Source organism: Clostridium intestinale, assembly GCF_035905475.1.
Lineage (GTDB): Bacteria > Bacillota > Clostridia > Clostridiales > Clostridiaceae > Clostridium_T > Clostridium_T intestinale.
This window is the reverse complement of record NZ_CP121166.1, coordinates 586,883-607,990: the sequence shown is the minus strand read 5'-3', so window position 1 is coordinate 607,990 and position 21,108 is coordinate 586,883. Positions and strand designations below refer to the sequence as shown.

General features: G+C 30.3%; 19 protein-coding genes and 2 other annotated features. Of the genes, 2 read left to right on the top strand and 17 right to left on the bottom strand.

Annotation, left to right across the window (positions count from 1 at the left end):
* Window positions 1-173 precede the first annotated feature (173 nt).
* Entirely contained in the window at window positions 174-782 is a 609-nt protein-coding gene (locus tag P8F83_RS02970) for a class I SAM-dependent methyltransferase (RefSeq protein WP_326513387.1), read from the top strand.
* Window positions 783-856: 74 nt separating this feature from the next.
* Here the strand turns inward: P8F83_RS02970 and P8F83_RS02965 are convergent, their stop codons facing one another.
* From P8F83_RS02965 to P8F83_RS02935, 7 genes are all read right to left on the bottom strand, one after another.
* Window positions 857-2,950, bottom strand: a complete 2,094-nt coding sequence (locus P8F83_RS02965) for a glutamine synthetase III family protein (protein ID WP_286905275.1) — start codon at window positions 2,948-2,950, stop codon at window positions 857-859.
* A 309-nt stretch (window positions 2,951-3,259) separates the two neighbouring features.
* Window positions 3,260-4,135 (bottom strand): methionyl aminopeptidase, encoded by an 876-nt coding sequence (locus P8F83_RS02960; protein WP_326513386.1) that lies wholly within the window; start codon window positions 4,133-4,135, stop codon window positions 3,260-3,262.
* A gap of 49 nt (window positions 4,136-4,184) precedes the next feature.
* Window positions 4,185-4,547: a helix-turn-helix domain-containing protein gene (locus P8F83_RS02955; protein ID WP_326513385.1), complete on the bottom strand. Its 363-nt coding sequence runs from the start codon at window positions 4,545-4,547 to the stop codon at window positions 4,185-4,187.
* Between the two features lie 132 nt (window positions 4,548-4,679).
* The gene (locus P8F83_RS02950) at window positions 4,680-6,071 is read right to left on the bottom strand and encodes a hypothetical protein (protein ID WP_326513384.1); all 1,392 of its coding nucleotides are present in this window, start codon (window positions 6,069-6,071) and stop codon (window positions 4,680-4,682) included.
* A gap of 67 nt (window positions 6,072-6,138) precedes the next feature.
* On the bottom strand, window positions 6,139-6,576 hold the full coding sequence (locus P8F83_RS02945; RefSeq protein WP_326513383.1) for a PIN domain-containing protein: 438 nt from the start codon (window positions 6,574-6,576) through the stop codon (window positions 6,139-6,141).
* Between the two features lie 10 nt (window positions 6,577-6,586).
* Entirely contained in the window at window positions 6,587-7,084 is a 498-nt protein-coding gene (locus tag P8F83_RS02940; RefSeq protein ID WP_326513382.1) for a GNAT family N-acetyltransferase, read from the bottom strand.
* A gap of 14 nt (window positions 7,085-7,098) precedes the next feature.
* Window positions 7,099-7,869: a DUF2087 domain-containing protein gene (locus tag P8F83_RS02935; RefSeq protein WP_326513381.1), complete on the bottom strand. Its 771-nt coding sequence runs from the start codon at window positions 7,867-7,869 to the stop codon at window positions 7,099-7,101.
* A gap of 319 nt (window positions 7,870-8,188) precedes the next feature.
* On the opposite strand from P8F83_RS02935, the gene P8F83_RS02930 reads away from it, so the two are divergent.
* Window positions 8,189-9,850 (top strand): glutamine--tRNA ligase/YqeY domain fusion protein, encoded by a 1,662-nt coding sequence (locus P8F83_RS02930; protein WP_326513380.1) that lies wholly within the window; start codon window positions 8,189-8,191, stop codon window positions 9,848-9,850.
* 62 nt (window positions 9,851-9,912) lie between these two features.
* Here the strand turns inward: P8F83_RS02930 and P8F83_RS02925 are convergent, their stop codons facing one another.
* From P8F83_RS02925 to lysS, 10 genes are all read right to left on the bottom strand, one after another.
* Window positions 9,913-10,254 (bottom strand): hypothetical protein, encoded by a 342-nt coding sequence (locus tag P8F83_RS02925; protein WP_326513379.1) that lies wholly within the window; start codon window positions 10,252-10,254, stop codon window positions 9,913-9,915.
* 22 nt (window positions 10,255-10,276) lie between these two features.
* Window positions 10,277-10,798, bottom strand: coding sequence for a signal peptidase I (lepB, locus tag P8F83_RS02920; protein ID WP_326513378.1), 522 nt, complete (start codon window positions 10,796-10,798; stop codon window positions 10,277-10,279).
* 635 nt (window positions 10,799-11,433) lie between these two features.
* On the bottom strand, window positions 11,434-11,970 hold the full coding sequence (locus tag P8F83_RS02915; protein WP_326513377.1) for a GNAT family N-acetyltransferase: 537 nt from the start codon (window positions 11,968-11,970) through the stop codon (window positions 11,434-11,436).
* 210 nt (window positions 11,971-12,180) lie between these two features.
* Window positions 12,181-13,548, bottom strand: coding sequence for an MATE family efflux transporter (locus P8F83_RS02910; protein ID WP_326513376.1), 1,368 nt, complete (start codon window positions 13,546-13,548; stop codon window positions 12,181-12,183).
* 261 nt (window positions 13,549-13,809) lie between these two features.
* Entirely contained in the window at window positions 13,810-14,889 is a 1,080-nt protein-coding gene (locus P8F83_RS02905) for a hypothetical protein (RefSeq protein ID WP_326513375.1), read from the bottom strand.
* A 198-nt stretch (window positions 14,890-15,087) separates the two neighbouring features.
* Window positions 15,088-17,085 carry a methionine--tRNA ligase gene (locus tag P8F83_RS02900; RefSeq protein ID WP_326513374.1) on the bottom strand — a complete coding sequence of 666 codons (1,998 nt, stop codon included), beginning with the start codon at window positions 17,083-17,085 and terminating at the stop codon, window positions 15,088-15,090.
* A gap of 178 nt (window positions 17,086-17,263) precedes the next feature.
* Window positions 17,264-17,508, bottom strand: a binding site (T-box leader).
* A 46-nt stretch (window positions 17,509-17,554) separates the two neighbouring features.
* Window positions 17,555-18,442 carry a DUF1002 domain-containing protein gene (locus tag P8F83_RS02895; RefSeq protein ID WP_326513373.1) on the bottom strand — a complete coding sequence of 296 codons (888 nt, stop codon included), beginning with the start codon at window positions 18,440-18,442 and terminating at the stop codon, window positions 17,555-17,557.
* A 96-nt stretch (window positions 18,443-18,538) separates the two neighbouring features.
* Window positions 18,539-18,793: a DUF1653 domain-containing protein gene (locus tag P8F83_RS02890; RefSeq protein ID WP_337250870.1), complete on the bottom strand. Its 255-nt coding sequence runs from the start codon at window positions 18,791-18,793 to the stop codon at window positions 18,539-18,541.
* A 62-nt stretch (window positions 18,794-18,855) separates the two neighbouring features.
* Window positions 18,856-18,993 carry a hypothetical protein gene (locus P8F83_RS02885; RefSeq protein WP_326513372.1) on the bottom strand — a complete coding sequence of 46 codons (138 nt, stop codon included), beginning with the start codon at window positions 18,991-18,993 and terminating at the stop codon, window positions 18,856-18,858.
* A gap of 176 nt (window positions 18,994-19,169) precedes the next feature.
* Window positions 19,170-20,690: a lysine--tRNA ligase gene (lysS, locus tag P8F83_RS02880; protein ID WP_326513371.1), complete on the bottom strand. Its 1,521-nt coding sequence runs from the start codon at window positions 20,688-20,690 to the stop codon at window positions 19,170-19,172.
* Between the two features lie 85 nt (window positions 20,691-20,775).
* Window positions 20,776-21,028, bottom strand: a binding site (T-box leader).
* Window positions 21,029-21,108: the final 80 nt, after the last annotated feature.

Here is a 21,108-nt window from a genome sequence, read left to right as displayed (position 1 = left end):
CCTATTTTTGATTAACTATTTAGTTAATTAAATCGTTAATTCTTTAATGTGGAAGCATTTTAAAGGGTTTATTTGACTTTGTCAACAAATAATTTCCAATATATCTCTTTTTATCCTTGATGGATTTTACTGGAAGTTGTATTATATAGTTAAGTAATTGGGAGGTTATTAATATGAATGCAGAAATAATTAAAGAGAAATCCTTGAGGAATTTTGATTCAGAAGCAGAAGTTTATGAAAAAAGTTCTGATGGAAAGTTTTGCTCTAGAATTTATCCCTACATATTGGACGAGCTTAATAAAAAAAATAACGAATCAATTTTAGATGTCGGCTGCGGAAATGGAGTAATGTTATCAAAGATGAATGAAAATAACAAGCTTCATGGAGTTGACCTTTCAAAAGCTATGATTGATGTTGCTAAAAAGAAGCTTAAAGACAAAGCAGAACTGATTGTAGGTGATGCAGAGTTTTTACTTTGGGAAGATAATTATTTCGACACTATCTTATGTACTTTCTCCTTTCACCATTATCCACGCCCTAAAAAAGTTTTAGATGAAATGAACAGGGTATTAAAGAAAGGTGGACATCTTATACTCGCTGATCCTTGGCTTCCTACTCCACTCAGACAGATTACAAACTTCTTTTTAAGATTTTCTGATAAAGGAGACTTTCATGAGTATTCTCAAAGGGAAATTACAGATCTATTAGAAGCTTCTAATTTTAAACTACAAAGGTTTACTCATCCTACTAATGATACGTTTTTACTGGTTGCTGAGAAGTAAATTAATAAATAACTTTAGTTTTTACCATACAAAAAGGAGCACTTCATAAGCGAAGTGCTCCTTTTATAACTTTATTAAACGTTGAATAACATATCTGAGTAAGTTGGTAATGGCCAGAACTCTTTGTCAACTATAGTTTCAAGAGTATCTGCAACTTCTCTTAAAGTATTCATTTGTTCAAATACTTCATATCTGTAGATCATACCTAAATCATAGATATCACCATCAAAGTTGTCTGCTTTTGCAACTACTTCTTCAAGAAGTGCAATGTTTTTGTTTAATGAAGCTGTTAAGCTTGAAACTTCTTTTAATAACTCAGTTTGAACTGAAACATCAGCTCCTATACCAACAGCAGTTATTGTGTTGATTGAAGATGCAAGGCTTGTTGCATACTTAATTACTGAAGGTAATATTTGACGTTTAGCTATTTCAAGTGTAGTTAAAGCTTCTATATTTATAGTTTTGTTATAACCTTCTAAAGTTATTTCATAACGAGATTCTGATTCTACTTTAGTTAAAACTCCATGTTTTTCTAATACAGCTTGGTTCTTTTCAGAAAGTAACGCTTTAGTAGATTCTACAGTAGATTTAATGTTTGGAAGTCCTCTTTTTGCAGCTTCTTCAACCCATTCATCAGAATATCCATTTCCATTAAATACAACTTTCTTATGAGTTTTAACAAGTTCAGTTAAAAGAACTTTAACTTCTTCTTCTACATCTGTAGATTTTTCAAGTCTATCAGCAACTTCTGATAAAGCTTCAGCAACTATTGTATTTAATACAAAGTTAGGTCCTGAAATTGAAGCTGAAGATGGAGTCATTCTGAACTCAAATTTATTTCCTGTAAATGCAAATGGAGAAGTTCTATTTCTATCAGTTGCATCTTTTGGAAGTGGTGGTAATGTAGTTACCCCTATAGTTAAATCACTAGCTAATTTTGAGCTTGTAGCTGGTCCATTTTCAATTTGATCTAATATATCAGTTAATTGATCTCCTAAGAATATAGAGATTATAGCTGGTGGAGCTTCGTTAGCACCTAGTCTATGATCATTTCCAGCGTTAGCAGCTGATAATCTTAATAAATCTGAATATTCATCAACAGCTTTTATTACAGATGTTAAGAATAAAAGGAATTGTAGGTTTTCGTGTGGAGAATTACCTGGTTCAAGTAAGTTAACTCCATCATCAGTTCCCATTGACCAGTTGTTGTGTTTACCTGATCCATTTACTCCTGCAAATGGTTTTTCATGTAATAGACAAACTAATCCATGTTTTCCTGCAACTTTTTTCATTAATTCCATTGTAAGTTGGTTGTGGTCTGTTGATATATTTGTAGTACTAAATATAGGCGCTAATTCATGTTGAGCTGGCGCAACTTCGTTATGCTTAGTTTTAGCTAAAATTCCAAGCTTCCAAAGTTCTTCATCTAACTCTTTCATGTAATCAGATATTCTTTGTTTTAATGATCCAAAATAATGATCTTCAAGTTCTTGTCCTTTTGAAGGTTTTGCTCCGAATAAAGTTCTTCCAGTTAATATAAGGTCTTTACGAGCATCATACATGGCTTTATCAATTAAGAAATATTCTTGTTCCGGTCCTACTGTTGTAGTAACTTTTGTAGTAGTAGTATTTCCTAATGCTTTTAAAACACGTAGAGCTTGTTTATTTAAAGCCTCCATTGAACGTAGTAATGGAGTTTTCTTATCTAATGCTTCTCCATGGTAAGAACAGAATGCAGTTGGTATACATAAAGAATCATCTTTAATAAATGCTGGTGAAGTACAATCCCATGCAGTATATCCTCTTGCTTCAAAAGTAGCTCTTAATCCACCTGAAGGGAATGAAGATGCATCTGGTTCTCCCTTTATTAGTTCTTTACCTGAAAATTCTAATATAATCTTTCCATCAGAAGTTGGACTTATAAAAGCATCATGCTTTTCAGCAGTAATTCCAGTCATTGGTTGGAACCAGTGAGTGAAGTGAGTAGCCCCCTTCTCAACAGCCCAATCTCTCATTGCAGCTGCAACAACATCTGCTACATCTGGTGCAAGAGCGGTTCCCATTTCTATTGTCTTTTTTAAAGCTTTATAAGTTGCTTTTGGAAGACGTTCCTTCATTACACAATCGTTAAATACATTTGATGCAAAAATTTCAGTTACTTTACTCATTAAAAAAATCCCCTTTCGTATTGCACATTACTTGATTTGTTCCTTAAAAGTTTACTTACAAGGATAAAACTTTTCTCTTTAAATACATTTTTTACATTATTTACATATTCACAAAAATAAAAAGCCAAAGAAAAACAATAATTTTCTTTAGCTCCATTGCTAAAATTATATAATTCATAATTTATTCATATACTTATTATTACACTCATCAATAAAACTGCCATAGTTTTATACATATGATGAATTTATTATACTACTATAACAGAAATTGTTCAATATTGAAATTAAATTTTTTTATATATTTTAGCGTTAATATGCTAAAATTTCATATCCATCCTCAGTTACAAGTACCATCACTTCACATTGAGCAGATAAACTTCCATCTTCAGTATAGAAGGTCCATCCATTTTCCTCATCCATAAATACCTTATCACTACCTTCATTAACCATAGGCTCTATAGTAAAAATCATTCCTGGAACTAAAAGCATTTCTGTTTTTGCTTTTGAGACATGACTAACCCAAGGATCTTCATGGAACTCAAGTCCAACTCCATGTCCTCCTATTTCTTTTACTACAGTGTATCCATTTTTAAGAGCATATTCATGTACAGCTTCCCCCATGTCTCCAAGAAAGTTCCATGGTTTTACTTGCTCTAGACCTTTATTTACACACTCTCTAACTACTCGAACTAATTTTTCAGCTTCTTCATTTACATCTCCAATACAAAACATCCTTGAAGAATCTGAAAAATATCCGTTATATATAGTTGAAACATCTACATTAATAATATCTCCATTTTTAAGTATTACATCTTTTGATGGTATTCCATGGCACACTTGATTGTTAATAGATGTACATACACTCTTCGGGAAACCTTCATATCCAAGTTGAGCTGGTATTCCACCAAGTTCTTTTGTCTTATCAAATACAAGCTGATTAATTTCCTCAGTACTTACCCCTTCTTTTATAAAATCTGCCACAGCATCTAAAACAGCTATATTAATTTTTCCACTTTCACGTATTCCATCTATCTGTTTTTGATTTTTGATTATTTCCCTATCTGGTACTATATGACCTTCATTTCTGTAAGCTTCAATCTTATCATCAAAGTCCTCATGGCACTTTTTATACTTTTTTTCACTTCCACACCAACATAAATCATTTCTTCCTAATTTGTTATTCATGGTACATCCTCCAACCTTATCTTTTAGCTATATATTAAAAATCTGTATTTTACGATTTTAAAAAATCTGGTTTCATATATAAATTAAGTGGGATAGATTGCTTTCTATATTTTGATGGAGTTACTCCAAAAGCATCTACAAAAGCTCTTGTGAAGGATTCTTGAGATGAGTATCCATATTTTATTGCTATATCTAATAGTCTAGTTTTCTTCTCCCTTACTTCAATAGCAGAAAGACTTAATCTACGTTTTGAGATATATTGTTTAAATGTAATCCCCACATTTTCACGGAACTTACTTGAACAATAAAAAGAAGAATATCCAACATGATTAGATAAATCTATTAAACTTGGATTATCCATAATATTATCTTCAACCCAATTAATCATAGTTTCTATGGTTTTTGTAGACACGCAATCCACCTCCTTTAACCTTTATTATATCATTTTATGTTATTAAATACTTGATGTTAGTTGCAATAATCACACTATAAAAGAAAGATAGATATTCAAAGCTTTCTTCAAATATCTATCTTATAATCATTTTTATATAATCAGCATAGCTACAATCGTAGTTGCTATTAACCCTATTACTACAGGTTTAAGATTCTTTTTTGCAAGTTCAAAAGCGTCAACTCCACAGATAGCTGCTACAGGTATTAAAGCCCAGGGAACTATAGTTCCTCCACCTACCCATATTCCTGCTATTTGTCCTAAAGCTGTTAAAGTTGCTACTCCACCACCTAAAGCTGTCGAGAATATCTTAGAAATTGAACCAACTAAGGATATACCCGAAAAACCTGATCCATCTAAGCCAGTTATTGCACCTACAACTGTAACAGTACCAGATGAAACAACAGAATTTATTGGAACAGTATTTGCAAGAGCTGCGCCTAAATCATTAACTATTCCATTAGAACTTTCAGGAAGTATATGCCCAAATATTTCTGTAATTGCTGCATCTCCAAGATAAAAGAAAGCTGCTATTGGTATTACAACACCAAATATCTTAAATCCAAATTGAAGTCCCTTAACAAGATTATCAGTGATTTTCTCTAGAGATTCTTTCTTATAACTTAAGATTGAAACTATACTTAATATAAATACAGCTGTTCCGCCAATTAAGGCTGTAGCATCTCCACCTTGCAATTTATAGATATACATTATAACTATATCTATCCCAAAAAGTACTACTATTCCTAAAGCTAAAATTCTTCTAATCATTCTTGATTCAATAAGCATATTAGGTTTTTCCTCTTCACTATCTAATGCATATTCATCAGATAAATTACCCGCTTTTAAATCCTTTCTTAGAAAATAGAATGCAGCCACAGTAGTTACTACACCCATAGTTATTGTAAGGGGAATACTTGAATGCAAAACATCAGCTACTGGTATACCAGCTGCATCAGCTGTAAGTTTAGGTGCTGCTTGAATAATGTAGTCACTAGATAAGGCTATACCATGTCCAAATAAATTCATGGCAATAGCTACCCCCATAGCAGGAAGCCCTGCCTTCTTAGCTATAGGTAAAAACAAAGCCCCTATAAGAGCTACTGCTGGAGATGGCCAGAAAAACCAAGATAGGATCATCATAAAAATTCCTATTGCCCAATAAGCAACCCAGTAGTTTTTGATAACCTTTCTAAAAGGTGATACCATTTCATCATTTATTCCAGAATCCATTAAAGTCCCGCTCATAGCTGTTATTATAGATATTATAAAAATTGTGGGCATAAGTTCTTTTGTTGCATAAACAAAACTATTAAATATGCCCATTACAGATTGATACAAAGAACTAGTTCCAACTACACCAAGTATAAAAATACCCAGTATGCATATTAAAGATATATCTTTTTTCTTAATCATTGCTAATATTATTATGATAATAAAAGCTAAATAAATATAATGAATTGGGGTTAATGTTAAGTTAATCATCTTTTCCTCCCATAATCGTTACTATATTGTTAGATTATGTAGGAAACATATCCTTAGTTACCTGTGCTTAAGTGGTTACTATTAAATATTTTTTTATCATTGATTTTAATTTCATTACTCTCTCTTCACCTAATAAATCCTTTGAAACATTAAATAGATATCTATCTTCAGTTACTAATATAAAGTTTTTATTTAAATAACAAGCATATAAAAGCAGCAGATCATTTTCAGATAGATTTCTCCTTTTAAATTCTTTTCCTTCAATAATAGAAAGAAATTTACTAAACTCACTTTTATCTATTTCAAGGATTGAAAAAAGCAATTTACTAAACCTTTCTGATAATACTTGCTGTCCTTTATAAACTATTCTTTCCTTTAATACTAGCTCCTCACTTATTTCTTTTAATACAATAAGCTTCTCTTTTTCTATTAGGTCATTTATAATTTCAGGATGTTTGTTCCAAAGAATTATGATGATGTTTGTATCTAATAGGTATTTATTCATTTATATCTCCTTAATTCAAACTTTTCTTCATAGAAACCCCATCCAAACTAACCTCTCCCCATGCCAGTTTTACACTTTCTTCTTTAACAAATCCATTATTAATCCAAAAATCAACTACTGATTTATCATAGTTTGTTACTACATCTATTTTTATAAATTTACTTTTCTTAGATTTCACATACTCCTCGAAAGCTTTAAAAATAAGATTTCCTAAACCTTTGCCTTTTAATGAATCACGTATCATTAGTAGCGATAGATAGGTTTCTTCCCCTAACTTAAAATCCATGATACCTACTATTTTTTGTGATGGACCTTCTATTATCTTGCATGAATAAAATCCAGCCTCTTTCATGTCTTTGATATCATTTATCAACCATTCATGGTCCACTTTATAAGCATCTAGATGTACCATCAAAAAGTTCTTATTAGAATTATAAACATCAACAATTTCATCTAAATCTTTATATTCAACTAAATCTACATAAAAACCATCAACATCAAATAACATATAAATTCCTCACTCTACTCCTTAACCCAATAAGAACTACAATCCTTGGATCTTTCTATAAATCCATACTCAACCATTGCTCTTCTTAAGGTTGCATTATCTTCATATATTCTTTTTAAAACTCTGTTTATTTCTTTTTCAGTGTATTTCTTACCTTTAGTGAAATTCTTAGTTATTTCAGAAAGTACGATTATCTTCTTTTTCTCTCTTGCTGGATAAGTCTTGATAGCTCCATTTTCATCAAAATAAGCTTTGATAACACTTTCTCTTTCCTTATCTGTGATGTTATATCTATCATCTACAGTAGTTGCTGTTCTATGAGCATCATGTAGAGTTTCTTTATCTAGTTTGTTTACCTTCTTGTTAGTGTTTTCTGTTATAAGTTCCATGATGGCTAAAAACAATCTTGCTTGTTTTTCTTTTTCTCTTAATTTATAACGATGATTTCTTATAGTTGATTGGGCAACTCCTAGTTTTGCTGATATTTCTTTATCTGTAAGCCCTGAAGCTATAAGTGTTAATAATTCTCTTTGTACATCTGATACACCTGTGAAGGCGCTGTTCATTCCTAGCAAATAATCTAAACTTGAACCATGAGCACTTTCTAGATGAAGTTCAACTGATTTTTTACCATCATAAAGAGCTCCATCTATTTCATATATTCTTCCCTTTATAAATTTTTCATTGCATATGATGCAGTTATACCCTTCTTCATCTTCTATAAATCCTTTTTTAACTTCATCAATACTTGCATCCCAAAGTAATTCTATATTATCTTCTTTCATATTATTTTAACCTTCTCTCATTGTAATCTTATTTATATTTTATGTTCTATTTTTAGTTTTGTCTATATATTTATAAACTTTTATTTATTTTGTCTATTGTTTTTCTTTTGTAAAAGAATAAATCTCTTCGTTTTTCTAAAGAATATACATAGTATAGTGCAGAAATTAAGGTGTTTTCTATGCAAATTTAAATATTTTCTAGCACTTTAGCTTTATTTTTCCTTTATATTAGATTAAAATTATTAGAGTATTGGAAATAAAACTTAGTTAAGAAACTAGTTTTCTTAATTTAAATATACTTATAGGAGATGTTAAACTTATGGCAAATGAAATTAATCCGTCTAACTTTATAAGAAATATAGTTATTGAGGATCTGGAAAACGGTAAACATAAAGAAATAATCACTCGTTTCCCACCAGAACCTAATGGCTACCTACATATAGGTCATGCTAAATCTATACTTTTAAACTTTGGTTTAGCAAAGGAATTCAGAGGAAAAACTCACTTAAGATTTGATGATACTAATCCTGTAAAAGAAGATACTGAATATGTTGAATCAATCAAAGAAGATGTTAAATGGCTAGGTGGAAACTGGGATGAACTTTTCTTTGCATCTAACTATTTTGATGAAATGTATGCTAGAGCTGTTTTATTAATAAAGAAAGGTTTAGCTTATGTTTGTGATTTAACTCCAGAACAAGCTAAAGAATATAGAGGAACTTTAACAAAACCAGGTGTTGATAGTCCATATAGAACTAGATCCGCTCATGAAAACTTAGATTTATTTGAAAGAATGAAAAAAGGTGAATTCAAGGATGGAGAAAAAGTTCTAAGAGCTAAAATAGATATGACTTCTCCTAACATAAACATGAGGGATCCAATAATCTATAGAATATCTCACTCAACTCACCATAACACGGGTGATAAGTGGTGTTTATACCCAATGTATGACTTTGCTCATCCACTTGAAGATGCTATAGAAGGAATAACTCACTCTATATGTACTTTAGAATTTGAAGATCATAGACCTCTTTATGACTGGGTTGTAAGAGAATGTGAAATGGATTGTACTCCTAGACAAATAGAGTTTGCAAGATTAAACATCACAAACACAGTTATGAGTAAAAGAAAACTTAAACAACTAGTTGATGAAAAAGTAGTTGATGGATGGGATGACCCTAGAATGCCTACTATTTCTGGTTTAAGAAGAAGAGGATGTACACCAGAAGCTTTAAAGAACTTCTGCACAGCTATTGGAGTTTCTAAAGCAAATTCCATCGTTGATTCTCAAATGCTTGACTACTTCATAAGAGAAGATTTGATGCTTAAAGCTCCATTAACTATGGGAGTTATAAATCCATTAAAACTAGTAATAACAAACTATCCAGAAAACGAATCAGAAATGATTGAACTTGAAAATAACGCTAAAGATGAAACTCAAGGTAAGAGACTAGTTCCTTTCTCAAGAGAATTATATATTGAAAAAGAAGATTTCATGGAAGTACCTCCAAAGAAATACTTCAGACTTTTCCCTGGAAATGAAGTTAGATTAAAAGGTGCTTACTTTGTAAAATGCACTGACATCATAAAAGATGAAAATGGTGAAGTTGTAGAAGTTCATTGTACTTATGACCCAGAAACTAAGAGCGGTTCTGGTTTCACTGGAAGAAAAGTTAAAGGAACTATTCACTGGGTAGATTCTAAAACTTGTGTCCCTGCTGAATTTAGATTATACGAACCATTAATCTTAGATGATGCACCTGAAAATGAAGGAAAACATTTCCTAGAACAAATAAATCCTAACTCAATGGAAATTTTACAAGGTTTCATAGAACCAACAGCATTTAAAACTGCTAAACCTCAAGATAAATTCCAAATGGTTAGAAACGGATTCTTTAATGTAGATACAAGATACTCAACTGATGAGAAATTAGTATTCAACAGAATAGTATCACTAAAATCATCATTTAAATTAAGCTAATAATAAAGAGGATATACTAGACAAAATAGTATGTCCTCTTATTTTTTAATAATATCCTATTCTTAAATCCTATCCTTTTTTCTGAATTTTTGTATTGAGTCTCTCATATTGTCTTTATACATTGCAATAAAAAATAAAAATATTCCTATAAACCTTAGCGGAAACACCCTTATAGGTAACACCATCACCACACAAAAAATCATAAAAGCAATTGCTAGTATTGTGATATCTCTTTTGTTTCCTTTAGTTAATCTATCTTTAATTTTATCTTTTAGTGACACGGTAAGAAATACTATAAGCCCAGCTCCCTTTAAAATATATCTATCATCTGGTAGGCATACAGTTACAATAAAAATCACAGTGGCAATAACTTGAATTATAACATCTCTTTTATTTTTAATCATATTCATTACCTCCAAAACAATATTACCTTTTTAACTTCCCGGTATCATTAAATGGATAGATTTTAACTAACGCTTTTCCAAATATGTCTTCTTTATTAATATACGGTTCTTGCCATAATCTTGAATCCTTTGAATCACTTCTGTTATCTCCTAAAAAGAAATATTCATCTTCTGGTACTTTAAAAGTTCCTTCATAATTCAAACTATTATTTTTAACATAATCCTCTTCTATTACTTCTCCATTAACAATTACTGTCCCTTCAGCTATAGAAATACTATCTCCAGGTAATCCAATTACTCTTTTTATTAAATTTTCATTAAGTTCCTTTGAATTAAATACTAATATATCTCCTCTTTTTATCTTGTCATAGTTGTATATCTTTGTTACAAAAAGCTGATCATTTTTATTTATTGTTGGAATCATAGACCCACTTGGAACTTTAACTTTAAATATAAGAAACTTGTTTATCAATAATGTTAATACTATTGCAGTTCCTATAGGCAGTACCCATTCTTTTATAGCCTTAATAATTGTATTATTCATATCACGTTCTCCATTTGTGTAATTATATCCATTATACCATGTAATTTCCAAATTGATAACTTAAGTTTCATAGATTATATTTGTTCCATGATTAACACATACTGATAATTTGATGGGCCTCCTGATGTACCTTTTATTTTCTTATAACTAAAAGAAGCCTGATATCTAAAATTAATTTAGATATCAGACTTAAATATCTTCTTAATTGCTTTAATGAAATACTTGCGTATTTCTACAGCAATAAAGTGTACTTCTATTTGGCAGAAGCGATTATCAGCTTCAATCTAATCCTTTTTATGGTATAATATTACTATCTAATATTAGGAGGTTTTGTCTATGAAAGAATCTAATAATGATTTTTCAAAAACCATCAATGACATTTAGGAGTTTAATAAAAAAGTTAATACTCCAGAGTATTTGACTTCCGGGAAACAAACTCTTTTAGTTAAGAATTTAGGTGAATCTAAATTAGGTTTATTAGTATTGGGGATTCTCGGGATTATTTTTTCTATGATTTCTTTTATCACATCGCTACAAAACAATACCTTTGATATTTTTGAAATTCTATTTATATTTTTAATATCATCTCTATTCTTATTTAAAGGAATTAATCTTTATAAAAATAAGTAATTAACTTAGTCCTTTATTAATGAAAACATGTTTAAGTCCTGATGTTTGTCTCTAAAGTAAACATACTTCCTAAGATAACCTTCATGCAGAAAACCTAGTTTCTTAAGCATGTTTTCAGATGTTTCATTTTCTGGATAAACAAGTGCCTCTATTCTTTCTAGGTTCATTTCATCAAACCCATATTTTATTATTGATGAAATAGCTTCTTTAGCATAACCTTTTCTCCAAAACTCATTACCCAATTCATACCCTATTTCAGCTCTAAAGTGCCTTTTATTCCAATTATGATAGCCACATGTTCCAATTAACTTGCTTGTACTTTTTAATTCTATTCCCCATCTTATACCCATATCTACTTCAAAAGACTCTTTGAACTTTTCAATCATAACTTCAACTGTTGTAATATCATTAATTGGATATATTCCATAATACTTCATAACATCTTCTGATGAATATATAGAAAACATCTCTTTTAAATCTTTTTCTGTAATAAGTCTTAGTCTTAGTCGCTCTGTTTCGATTACTGGAAATTCATTGAACATATCCGTATCCCCTATTTTTTAGATATTTTTATTTTTCATACTCACTTTATATAATTAACTCTATTGTATCATAAATTTCCTAAAGGATTTTATCTTCATATTTTCATGGTTCATCATAAATGTAATATCATATATATTAAAACACTTCATGATGGGCCTTTTTCATATACATGTTAGGCCCATCATTATAATAAGTTCTAGTTATAGATGTTAACTTGCTATTTCTTGCTGAATCTTATTGCCACCATCTCTAATATAGGGGTTTTTATAAAATGAGTATACTAGTTGTCCAGCCATTAAACACCAGATTACTGGTTCGCATATTATAACACCAAAGTAACCCATTTTTCCTATAAGGAAATATACAAATACTATCTTACCAAAAAATTCAATTATACTAGATATTAGAGGAATAATCTTTTGCCCAATGCCTTGAAGGGCGTTTCTCAAGTTTAGAAGTATACCTAAAATTGCATAAAAAGGTGCATTTATCATTAAGTATAATGACCCATTGTGAATTACAGTGTATTCACTTGATCCTGATATTGCTCTCATAAGTACTGGTGATAAAAATAATGAAATTATAAAGGCTAGGGCTCCCCAAGCTATAGAAATTATATTTACATACCTGACAGCTTGCCTTATTCTTTTCACTTTATTTGCCCCCTTATTCTGTGAGACAAAGGTTGAAATACTCATTGATAATATACCAATAGGTAACGTAAGAAAACTACTAAGTTTACGTGCAGCAACATGACCTGCAATAATAAGATATCCAAATCCATTAATTGCAGTTTGAAGAATAACTGTCCCAGTTGACACTATAAGAAGCATAATTCCCATGGATAAACCTTGTCCAGATAGATCCATATATAACTCCTTATCGAATTTAAAATGCTCTTTCTTTGGAATAAGTATTTTACACTTATAAAATATATAGACAATACATAAAAGCGCTGATATTCCTTGAGCTATAACCGTTGCAACTGCTGCTCCCCTTATTCCCATGCTAAATTTAGTAATAAAAAGAATATCTAATATGACATTTAATACTGATGATATTATAAGAAATACCAAAGGCATGAAACTGTTTCCAATTGCTCTTAAAAAGCCTGCACACAGATTATAAACAAAGGTAACCCCAACAAAAATTGTAACCGTATAAACATAAGAATAAGCTTCATTTATAATGTTTTCTGGAGTATGCAATAGTTGTAATAGAGGAAATAAAAATAATTTAACTATAATCATAATAAATATAGTAATTATTCCTCCTATAACAATGGAAGAAGCTACTGATTTTTTTACTAATTCTTCATCTTTTGCACCATAACCACGGGCTGTTACTATACTAAGTCCATTGCCTATACCTAACGCAAACCCAATTAACATCTCATATATAGCTGTGGTAGATCCTATTGCAGCTAACGATGTATCCCCTAAAAAATTTCCTACAATCATTATATCTGCCATATTATATAGTTGTTGAAATATACTTGATATAAACAGTGGAATTGTAAATATAGTTAACGACTTAAGTATTTTTCCATTTATTAAGTCCACTTTTGTATTAAACATATATCCTCCTTTTAAATTAAAATTCTATTTAATTATACACCCCCTACAATACTTTGTGGTTTCAAATTTTAAAACTATTGTATATACTTTTAATCTAATTGTATTTCTTTTTTATGATGGGCCTTTTAATGTACCTCTTAGGCCCATCATAGCAAGAAAATCCTAACATCTAGCTTATCTAAGATATTAGGATCTCAATAGATTATTAACTTTTCAAAACTTTTACTACACTAACTGATAGATACGTTTTAACAGGATATATTAAAATTCAGTTACTTCTGTACTGTAAGATTGTTGCTTCAGTAACTCCCATTGATATTTGAATTCTTCTGGTTTCTTCTTAAATAAAGCACGAAGTTCATCTGAGTAGCCAATAAAAACAGGCGTTCTGTGAGATATGGCGTCAATAATATCATTAGCTCTTTCAACACCTTTTGAAGCAAACCCAGGTACTGCAATCCTATATTTTCTATTATCTGAAAAAACTAGTTCCAAACTAGTAGATACATTAATTTTTACAAAAAAGAAAATTCTATATGTAACTCTATGAACATACACCCACATCATCTCTTTTAAAGGAAGGGTTAAAACAACGTGTTTGCTATCTACTATAATGTAGTTTTGAGTTAAAGTAAAAGGTTTAATCGTAAATGTTTCATAACTATTAATGTCCATATCAATACTTGAGTAGGCATTTTCTAAATTACCATTAAAGTAATTTAGAAGACTTTTCTTAGCCCTTCTGTTCATTATAAATATTCTTCCATACAATATTGAAAATATAAAAATAAATATAACAGCAAGTCCTATAAACATATAAAGAGATTCTACAGGATAGGCATGTTCAAGATAATTTGGTAGTATTATAGAATTCACTTCTTCATAAGTCAATCCATCTTCTACTAAAACGTTTTTCAACGTTCTTAATGTATCAGGTTCAAAAGCACGTATATTCCCACTCACCACATAATAAGAAATTTCTCCATTAATAACTTTTTCAATATCTTCTTTAGGTACAGATACAGGAAGAATTTTATCTTCAATTCTAATTCCCAAAAAATAGTCTGTAACATTATCAAATGTACTGTTATCTTTGGAGTTAAACATAGCAAAATTCATATCATATATTTCACTAGACTCTATTTTTACATAGTAATTATTAGATTTAGCATTATAATAATCAGATAATGTATTTATTATAAACGGATTATCTTTCTTATCATTATATTCGTAGACTCCATAACCAATTAGCAAAAATAAAATCAGAGAAAAAATTGCTACCCCTAGAAATCTGCCACGCCTCCATTTCTTGTGCATTTTAAAAACATAAGAATCATTCATTAAATTAGTCCCCCTAAGTTTGTTTATTAATAATTTATACATATTTTATATCGACACATTAATTAAATTCTTTACACTTTTACAAGAAACCGGAAAATTATTATATATGTAAATAAAGATAAGATAGGGAGGTATATTAATTTTATGATGGGCCTTTTCATGTACCTCTTAGGCCCATCATGACAAGAAACTTGATTATCACTTTGAAGAATTTTCACTTAATTGACTTTCATGTTTCTCAAAGAAATCAACTCTAGGCATCAAATGCTTTAACTTATGCCCTCCATGAATAAAATTATATATAGGTTCAAATATAAAATCCCAGCTCCAAAGTTTTTTATCAACATTTAGATAGTCTCTTACTTTTTCACATCCAGTTGGAGCTATAGGATGAAGTAGGGTTATGATGGTTCTTACAGCATGGAAGCTATCTATGAGAACTTGTTTTCTTAGTACATCATCATTTTCACTTTCTGCTTTTTTCATGTTACTTACCCAATACTTATTCATTTTTCTTATATAACTATCAAGAACATAAATCACACTGTGAAATTCATGATTGTACATGTTGTTTTCATAGTTTATGATAGCATCTTTAGATTCCTCTAAGATTTCTTCACTTATTTCCCCTACTGGTATTTCTGAATCATAGTACTTTTGAGAAGTGTAGAAACATGAGCGAACAAGTCTGTTAAATACATTAGTAAGAAGATTTCCATCTTTTAATACTGGATCTGCTCCTTGTTTCTCTTCTTCACTCATAAATACTTGTGGAGTAAAGCTGGCACTTTTTCTTGATAAACCCAAACTTAAAAAATGCATTCTTAATTGTTCTGGAGTGTAGAAATTTAATAAATCTCTTGCCATAGGTGGTTTAACTTTACCACTGCTGCTAGCTTTTTTATCCATAAACAATAGATGATTATTTGCAATCAAGTGTGGAATGTTGATGTTTTCGAAGTCTACCTTGTTATCATAGTTTATTCCTGTAAGTGCCATGAAAAGGCCCATCTCAGCAACACCATAAAAATAGATATTATCTTCTCCCATGAATTGATACACCTTTGATTCTTTTGAATTCCAGAAATTCTTCCACTCATCTTTGTCTTTTCCTATTGATTCTAGATAGGCCTTAGTAAATGATATTGGGGCCCATAAAGATTCTGGCCATACCCAAAAAGTAAGATTTTTGAGTTCTTCTTTATCAGGTAACTCTATACCCCATTCAACATTTCCTGATAATCTAAAAGGAACTAAAGTTTTTCCTGTTCTAAATCTTATACCCATCTTATCAAATACTTCTCTTGCTTTATCTCTATCTTCTAGGTTTTTAAATATGAAAGAGATGGAAGCTTTCTTAGAATCATCCTCAACTGTATGAGCTGGAAGTTTTTCATCTAAATCTGTTATTTCTTCAAGTTGCTTACGTTTTACATATATAATTGGTAGTTTTAAAAATTCCTCAATAGTATTTAAGACATATTTTCTCCAATTTGATGTTTTTCTTAAATGCTCTACACCATCACTTAATAGGTTCATGTATTTATCTAATTCAAAATACCAATTAGCTACATCTACAAGTTCAGGTGTTTTGCCTGATAATATACTCTTAGGGTCAATTAACTCATTAGGCATATATTGATGTCCTAAATCACATTCATCTGCATAACCTTTTTCGGAACTACATCCTTCTATAGGACATTTCCCTATTACTTGCCTTCCATTTAATAAAGCTTTAAAATCAGGATCATAAAATTGTGGTGATGATAACTTAACTAGATAGCCATTATCATATAAATTATTAAATATTTCTTTTGATAATTCCTTGTGTATTTCTCCTGCTCTTCCCAGTGAAGAACCAGCATACAGACTTGGATTTATTTCATATTTCTCTAATACCTCTTTTTGTTTTTCATGATTCTCAAGAACATACTCTTCTAATGTTTTATTATAAGAACCTTCATCTACAAGTTTTTTGTAACTTGCAAGTATTGGCGATCCATAACAATCTGTTCCTGATACAAATATAACATTTTCCTCACCTATTCTATCCTTCAAAAATCTTGAGAAGGTATCTGCATGCACAAATACACCACCTACATGACCAAAGTGTAAATCTTTATTACCATATGGCATTCCAGAAGTTATAACTGCTCTCTTAGGAAAGACAGGTCTTTCTAATTTTCTTTTTTCCATAATATTCACTCCTTAATTTTTATACCTTTTTTATTTTTTAGTAGTATTTAATTCACAAGAAATGACTCTAATGAGGCTGATGAGCGCTTCTACAGCAATAATTAAATGAATTTGATGAAGCTGAAAAACACTTCTACAGCAATAAAGTGCGTAAAAAATCGCCCCTACACAAACAATGTGTAGGGGCGAATTATATATCGCGTTACCACCCTAATTCATTAACATGTCACCATATTAATCTTATCAAGTACAATCATACTCTAGTTCTGTAACGTGAACAAACGTCATAGCATCATCTACTTAAATATAGAATCCGTATGAGGCTCCAAGACTTGTTTCATTAAAACTTTCACCATTCCTTCTCACCACCAGGAATTCTCTGTAAGCTTCCATAATAACTACTCTTCTCTTCATAGCTTTTGATTTACTCAAAGTATATTAAATCAAAATTCAGTTGTCAAGGGGGTTTTTATTTTGAAAATAAGTTTTTTATTGCATTAAATACATCTGAAAAGAACTGCCCTATCTTTGCAAATAATCCTTTTGCTTCTTCACTAGTTAACTTATCCTTTAATTGATTTGTTACATCATTTAATTGATCCTTTATACTGTTATAATCAAGATCTAGATTGTTTATTTTACTCATTAGTGTCTTTATGCTAGCTATATCTTCACTAGATAATTTATCTTTATAATCTTTAACAGCATTATCAACAATTTTGTTGACTTCTTCTTCTGTCTTAGGTTTTTCCTTTATTACTTTTTTCTTTATATCATTCATTAAATTTGAAGCATCATCTTGACCTATCTTTTCAGCTACATCACCTGTAGTCACTAACTCTTCATTTGCTGCTTCTTTTTTATCTTCATCTATTTTTTGTCCTGAAGTACTGTTTTCAAATCCTTTTAATATCCCAGTTAATGCTGCTGTTCCAGATACTTCAAAAGGCGCTGCTGCTACAACATTCGCATTTTCAATTCCTGCTGTAATTAAAGCATTTTTTATCATCCCATCATTAACCCAAGTAAGATTGTTTGTACTTACCTTTATACCACCCTTACTTGTAGGTTCAACATAAGAACAAGATATTGCTCTATTACCAAGCTGAGCCTGAGTTGCAACCTTCCCTAAGTATGTATGCTCCTCTTTTGATGTAACTTCCAATAAGTTAACTTCATTTTTCTTAACACCAAAATACTTTAGCATGTCATCTTTTTGTGCTTGTGTTAAATCTGCTCCTAAAGTTACAGACTTAAAAGAATCTGCATGAGCAGTAACTCCTGTAAATCCAGTAACAAAAGCTCCCAAAGCCATGGATGATATGATAAGCTTATTTATAAATGATTTCATCTTCATAATTTTTATTCTCCTTTTAATAAACTTCTCTTTTTTGATTATAATATAAACAAGTTAATTTTTACTTAGAATAATCTTACAATAATATTAATAATTTTACTTAACACTATTAATAGTTGTTGGTTCAAATCTATACTTCTGATCAACATTAGGATACTTAATCTTGTCTACTTCACTTAGAAACATATCAACTGGCCTTGCATAAACTCCACAATCTCCATATAAAGCCTTATAAATAACTAGCTTTTCTCTAGTTTCTGAATGCTCAGCTACATCTAAAACTAAATATAAATCCCCTTTAAAATGTTTAAATATCTTTCCTTTATACTCTGATAAGTCTATTTTCTGCATTTTACTTCTCCTAAAAGTTATTTTGAGAGAAGCATTTTAACTACTTCTCTCTAATCATTTTACTACTTTTTGTTATTTCTGCAATTGTTTTCGTCTTTAGAGTTTCCTTCTAAGTCTTTAAGATTTTTATGTTTTGAACCTTCATCATAGCTGTTTGAAAAACCTGTTTTGTTAAGTGGTACTTTATTTATGTTTTTCATAAGTTCTCCTTCTAACTAAAAATATTATTTAATATATATTTTGCTTCACTCAGCTTCATTAGATTCATTTTACATTATTTTTTTGGTAGCTAAAATACATTTCAAATATCGTCTAGTAACAAAAAGGCCCATATCAAGATTTTCATCAGTGATATGGGCCCTTTTCTTATATATTATTATCTTTTAATTAAAGGAAATGCTATAACATCTTTTATGGTATGGGAACCAGTAAGAAACATTATCATTCTATCTATTCCTATTCCTAAACCTCCAGTTGGTGGCATACCAGTATCTATAGCAACTGCAAATTCCTCATCCATTGGACTAGCTGTTTCAAGACCCGCTCTTAATTTTGATGCTTGTTCATGCAAAAGTATTCTTTGTTTTAATGGATCATTAAGTTCAGAATAAGCATTTCCAAGCTCAACACCGTAAGCATAAGGCTCGAACCTCTCAATTAAATCAGAGTTATTTCTATGAATTTTACACAGTGGAGAAGATTCTTCTGGAAAGTCTATAACAAAGGTTGGTTGAATTAAATTCTTTTCAGAATAAGCTTCAAATAGATTAACTATTAATTCTCCCTTTGAACATTCATTGATAACTAAACCCTCATTTTGACTTGCTATTAAGAATCCATTTTCTTTAATTCTTTGTATAATTTCTTCCTTAGTAAGTGTCTCAACATCAATTCCTGTATCTTTTTTTACAAGGTCACACATTTTCTCTCTTTTCCATGGAGCTTTAAAGTCAATTTCCACATCTCCATATTGAATTTTTGTTGTTCCATTAACTTTATTAAATACATAATCATATATATTCTCCATGAGCCTCATCATGTCATTATAGTCAGCATAAGACATGTAACATTCAAATAAACTGAATTCCGGATAATGTGTTCTATCAATTCCCTCATTTCTAAAAGCCCTTGCAAAGGTATAAACTCTTTCAATTCCTCCAACTATCAGCCTTTTTAAATATAATTCTGGGGAAACATTCATATATACATTACAATCCAATGCATTAACAAAGGTTTCAAATGGTTTTGCTTCTCCTCCACCATATTTAGTATCTAAGATAGGAGTATCCACCTCAATAAAGTTTATATTATTTAAATATTCCCTGATAGCTGTTATTGCTTTTGAACGTTTAATAAATCTTTCTTTAACGTCCTCATTCATTATCATATCCAATGAACGATGTCTTTGTCTTAGGTCAGCATCTTGTATACCATGATATTTTTCTGGAAGTGTTCTAATGGACTTTGATAATAATTCAAACTGTTTTACTCTTATAGTGACTTCACCTGTTTGAGTCTTAAATACCGTTCCATCAACTCCAATGCTATCACCTACATCAATTAATTTTAAGATTTCATAACTTTCAGCACCTAAGCTCTTTTTACTTAAGAATATTTGTATGTTTCCTTTTTCATCTATGATGTTCCCAAACGTAGCATTGCCCATCCTTCTTATCAGCATAACTCTTCCTGCTAATGTGAATTCTTGTTCTTCTTTTATATTTTCAAAGTTATCCAAAATATCCTTAGTATGAGTTGTATCTTTATAACTATAAGGATACGGATTAACTCCTAACTCATAAAGTTTATTTAACTTTTTAACTCTTTCAGCTACAAATTCATTTGAATCTGGCATTATTTTTTCTAGGTTTTCTATACTTTCAAATTCTTTATACATTTTAGTTATACCACCTTTAAATATTTATTTATGATTTAATAAATTTTAAAACAAATAAAAAAACCTTCACCTCCAAGAATTTAATCTTGAGGACGAAAGTTATATATTCGTGGTACCACCTCAGTTTATCCATATGTCGCCATATAGACCTTTTCAAGTACATAATTAAATATACTCTATAACTTATAACGGGTTATACCGTCACAGCCTACCTCTGAAACCAGACTCGGTGTGCAACTCTGAGACCTTCTTCAATAAAAAACTCCTTGCTCATTCTCATCTTCTAGAGCTCTCTGTAAATTCATCTACTTATCTACTCTTCTCTTCATAGTCTTTAAAAAATTATAACACTAAAAAGTTGTATATGTCCATACTTCAAATCTCTTAATCATTTTAAATTTGATAGCAAATCAACTGG

What these genes read in the sequence shown, in the direction of transcription:
- P8F83_RS02970 (WP_326513387.1), top strand. Translation starts at nt 174, where the DNA reads ATGAATGCAGAAATAATTAAAGAGAAATCCTTGAGGAATTTTGATTCA.
- P8F83_RS02965 (WP_286905275.1), bottom strand. Translation starts at nt 2,950, where the DNA reads ATGAGTAAAGTAACTGAAATTTTTGCATCAAATGTATTTAACGATTGT.
- P8F83_RS02960 (WP_326513386.1), bottom strand. Translation starts at nt 4,135, where the DNA reads ATGAATAACAAATTAGGAAGAAATGATTTATGTTGGTGTGGAAGTGAA.
- P8F83_RS02950 (WP_326513384.1), bottom strand. Translation starts at nt 6,071, where the DNA reads ATGATTAACTTAACATTAACCCCAATTCATTATATTTATTTAGCTTTT.
- P8F83_RS02945 (WP_326513383.1), bottom strand. Translation starts at nt 6,576, where the DNA reads ATGAATAAATACCTATTAGATACAAACATCATCATAATTCTTTGGAAC.
- P8F83_RS02940 (WP_326513382.1), bottom strand. Translation starts at nt 7,084, where the DNA reads ATGTTATTTGATGTTGATGGTTTTTATGTAGATTTAGTTGAATATAAA.
- P8F83_RS02935 (WP_326513381.1), bottom strand. Translation starts at nt 7,869, where the DNA reads ATGAAAGAAGATAATATAGAATTACTTTGGGATGCAAGTATTGATGAA.
- P8F83_RS02930 (WP_326513380.1), top strand. Translation starts at nt 8,189, where the DNA reads ATGGCAAATGAAATTAATCCGTCTAACTTTATAAGAAATATAGTTATT.
- P8F83_RS02925 (WP_326513379.1), bottom strand. Translation starts at nt 10,254, where the DNA reads ATGATTAAAAATAAAAGAGATGTTATAATTCAAGTTATTGCCACTGTG.
- lepB (WP_326513378.1), bottom strand. Translation starts at nt 10,798, where the DNA reads ATGAATAATACAATTATTAAGGCTATAAAAGAATGGGTACTGCCTATA.
- P8F83_RS02915 (WP_326513377.1), bottom strand. Translation starts at nt 11,970, where the DNA reads ATGTTCAATGAATTTCCAGTAATCGAAACAGAGCGACTAAGACTAAGA.
- P8F83_RS02910 (WP_326513376.1), bottom strand. Translation starts at nt 13,548, where the DNA reads ATGTTTAATACAAAAGTGGACTTAATAAATGGAAAAATACTTAAGTCG.
- P8F83_RS02905 (WP_326513375.1), bottom strand. Translation starts at nt 14,889, where the DNA reads ATGAATGATTCTTATGTTTTTAAAATGCACAAGAAATGGAGGCGTGGC.
- P8F83_RS02900 (WP_326513374.1), bottom strand. Translation starts at nt 17,085, where the DNA reads ATGGAAAAAAGAAAATTAGAAAGACCTGTCTTTCCTAAGAGAGCAGTT.
- P8F83_RS02895 (WP_326513373.1), bottom strand. Translation starts at nt 18,442, where the DNA reads ATGAAGATGAAATCATTTATAAATAAGCTTATCATATCATCCATGGCT.
- P8F83_RS02890 (WP_337250870.1), bottom strand. Translation starts at nt 18,793, where the DNA reads ATGCAGAAAATAGACTTATCAGAGTATAAAGGAAAGATATTTAAACAT.
- P8F83_RS02885 (WP_326513372.1), bottom strand. Translation starts at nt 18,993, where the DNA reads ATGAAAAACATAAATAAAGTACCACTTAACAAAACAGGTTTTTCAAAC.
- lysS (WP_326513371.1), bottom strand. Translation starts at nt 20,690, where the DNA reads ATGTATAAAGAATTTGAAAGTATAGAAAACCTAGAAAAAATAATGCCA.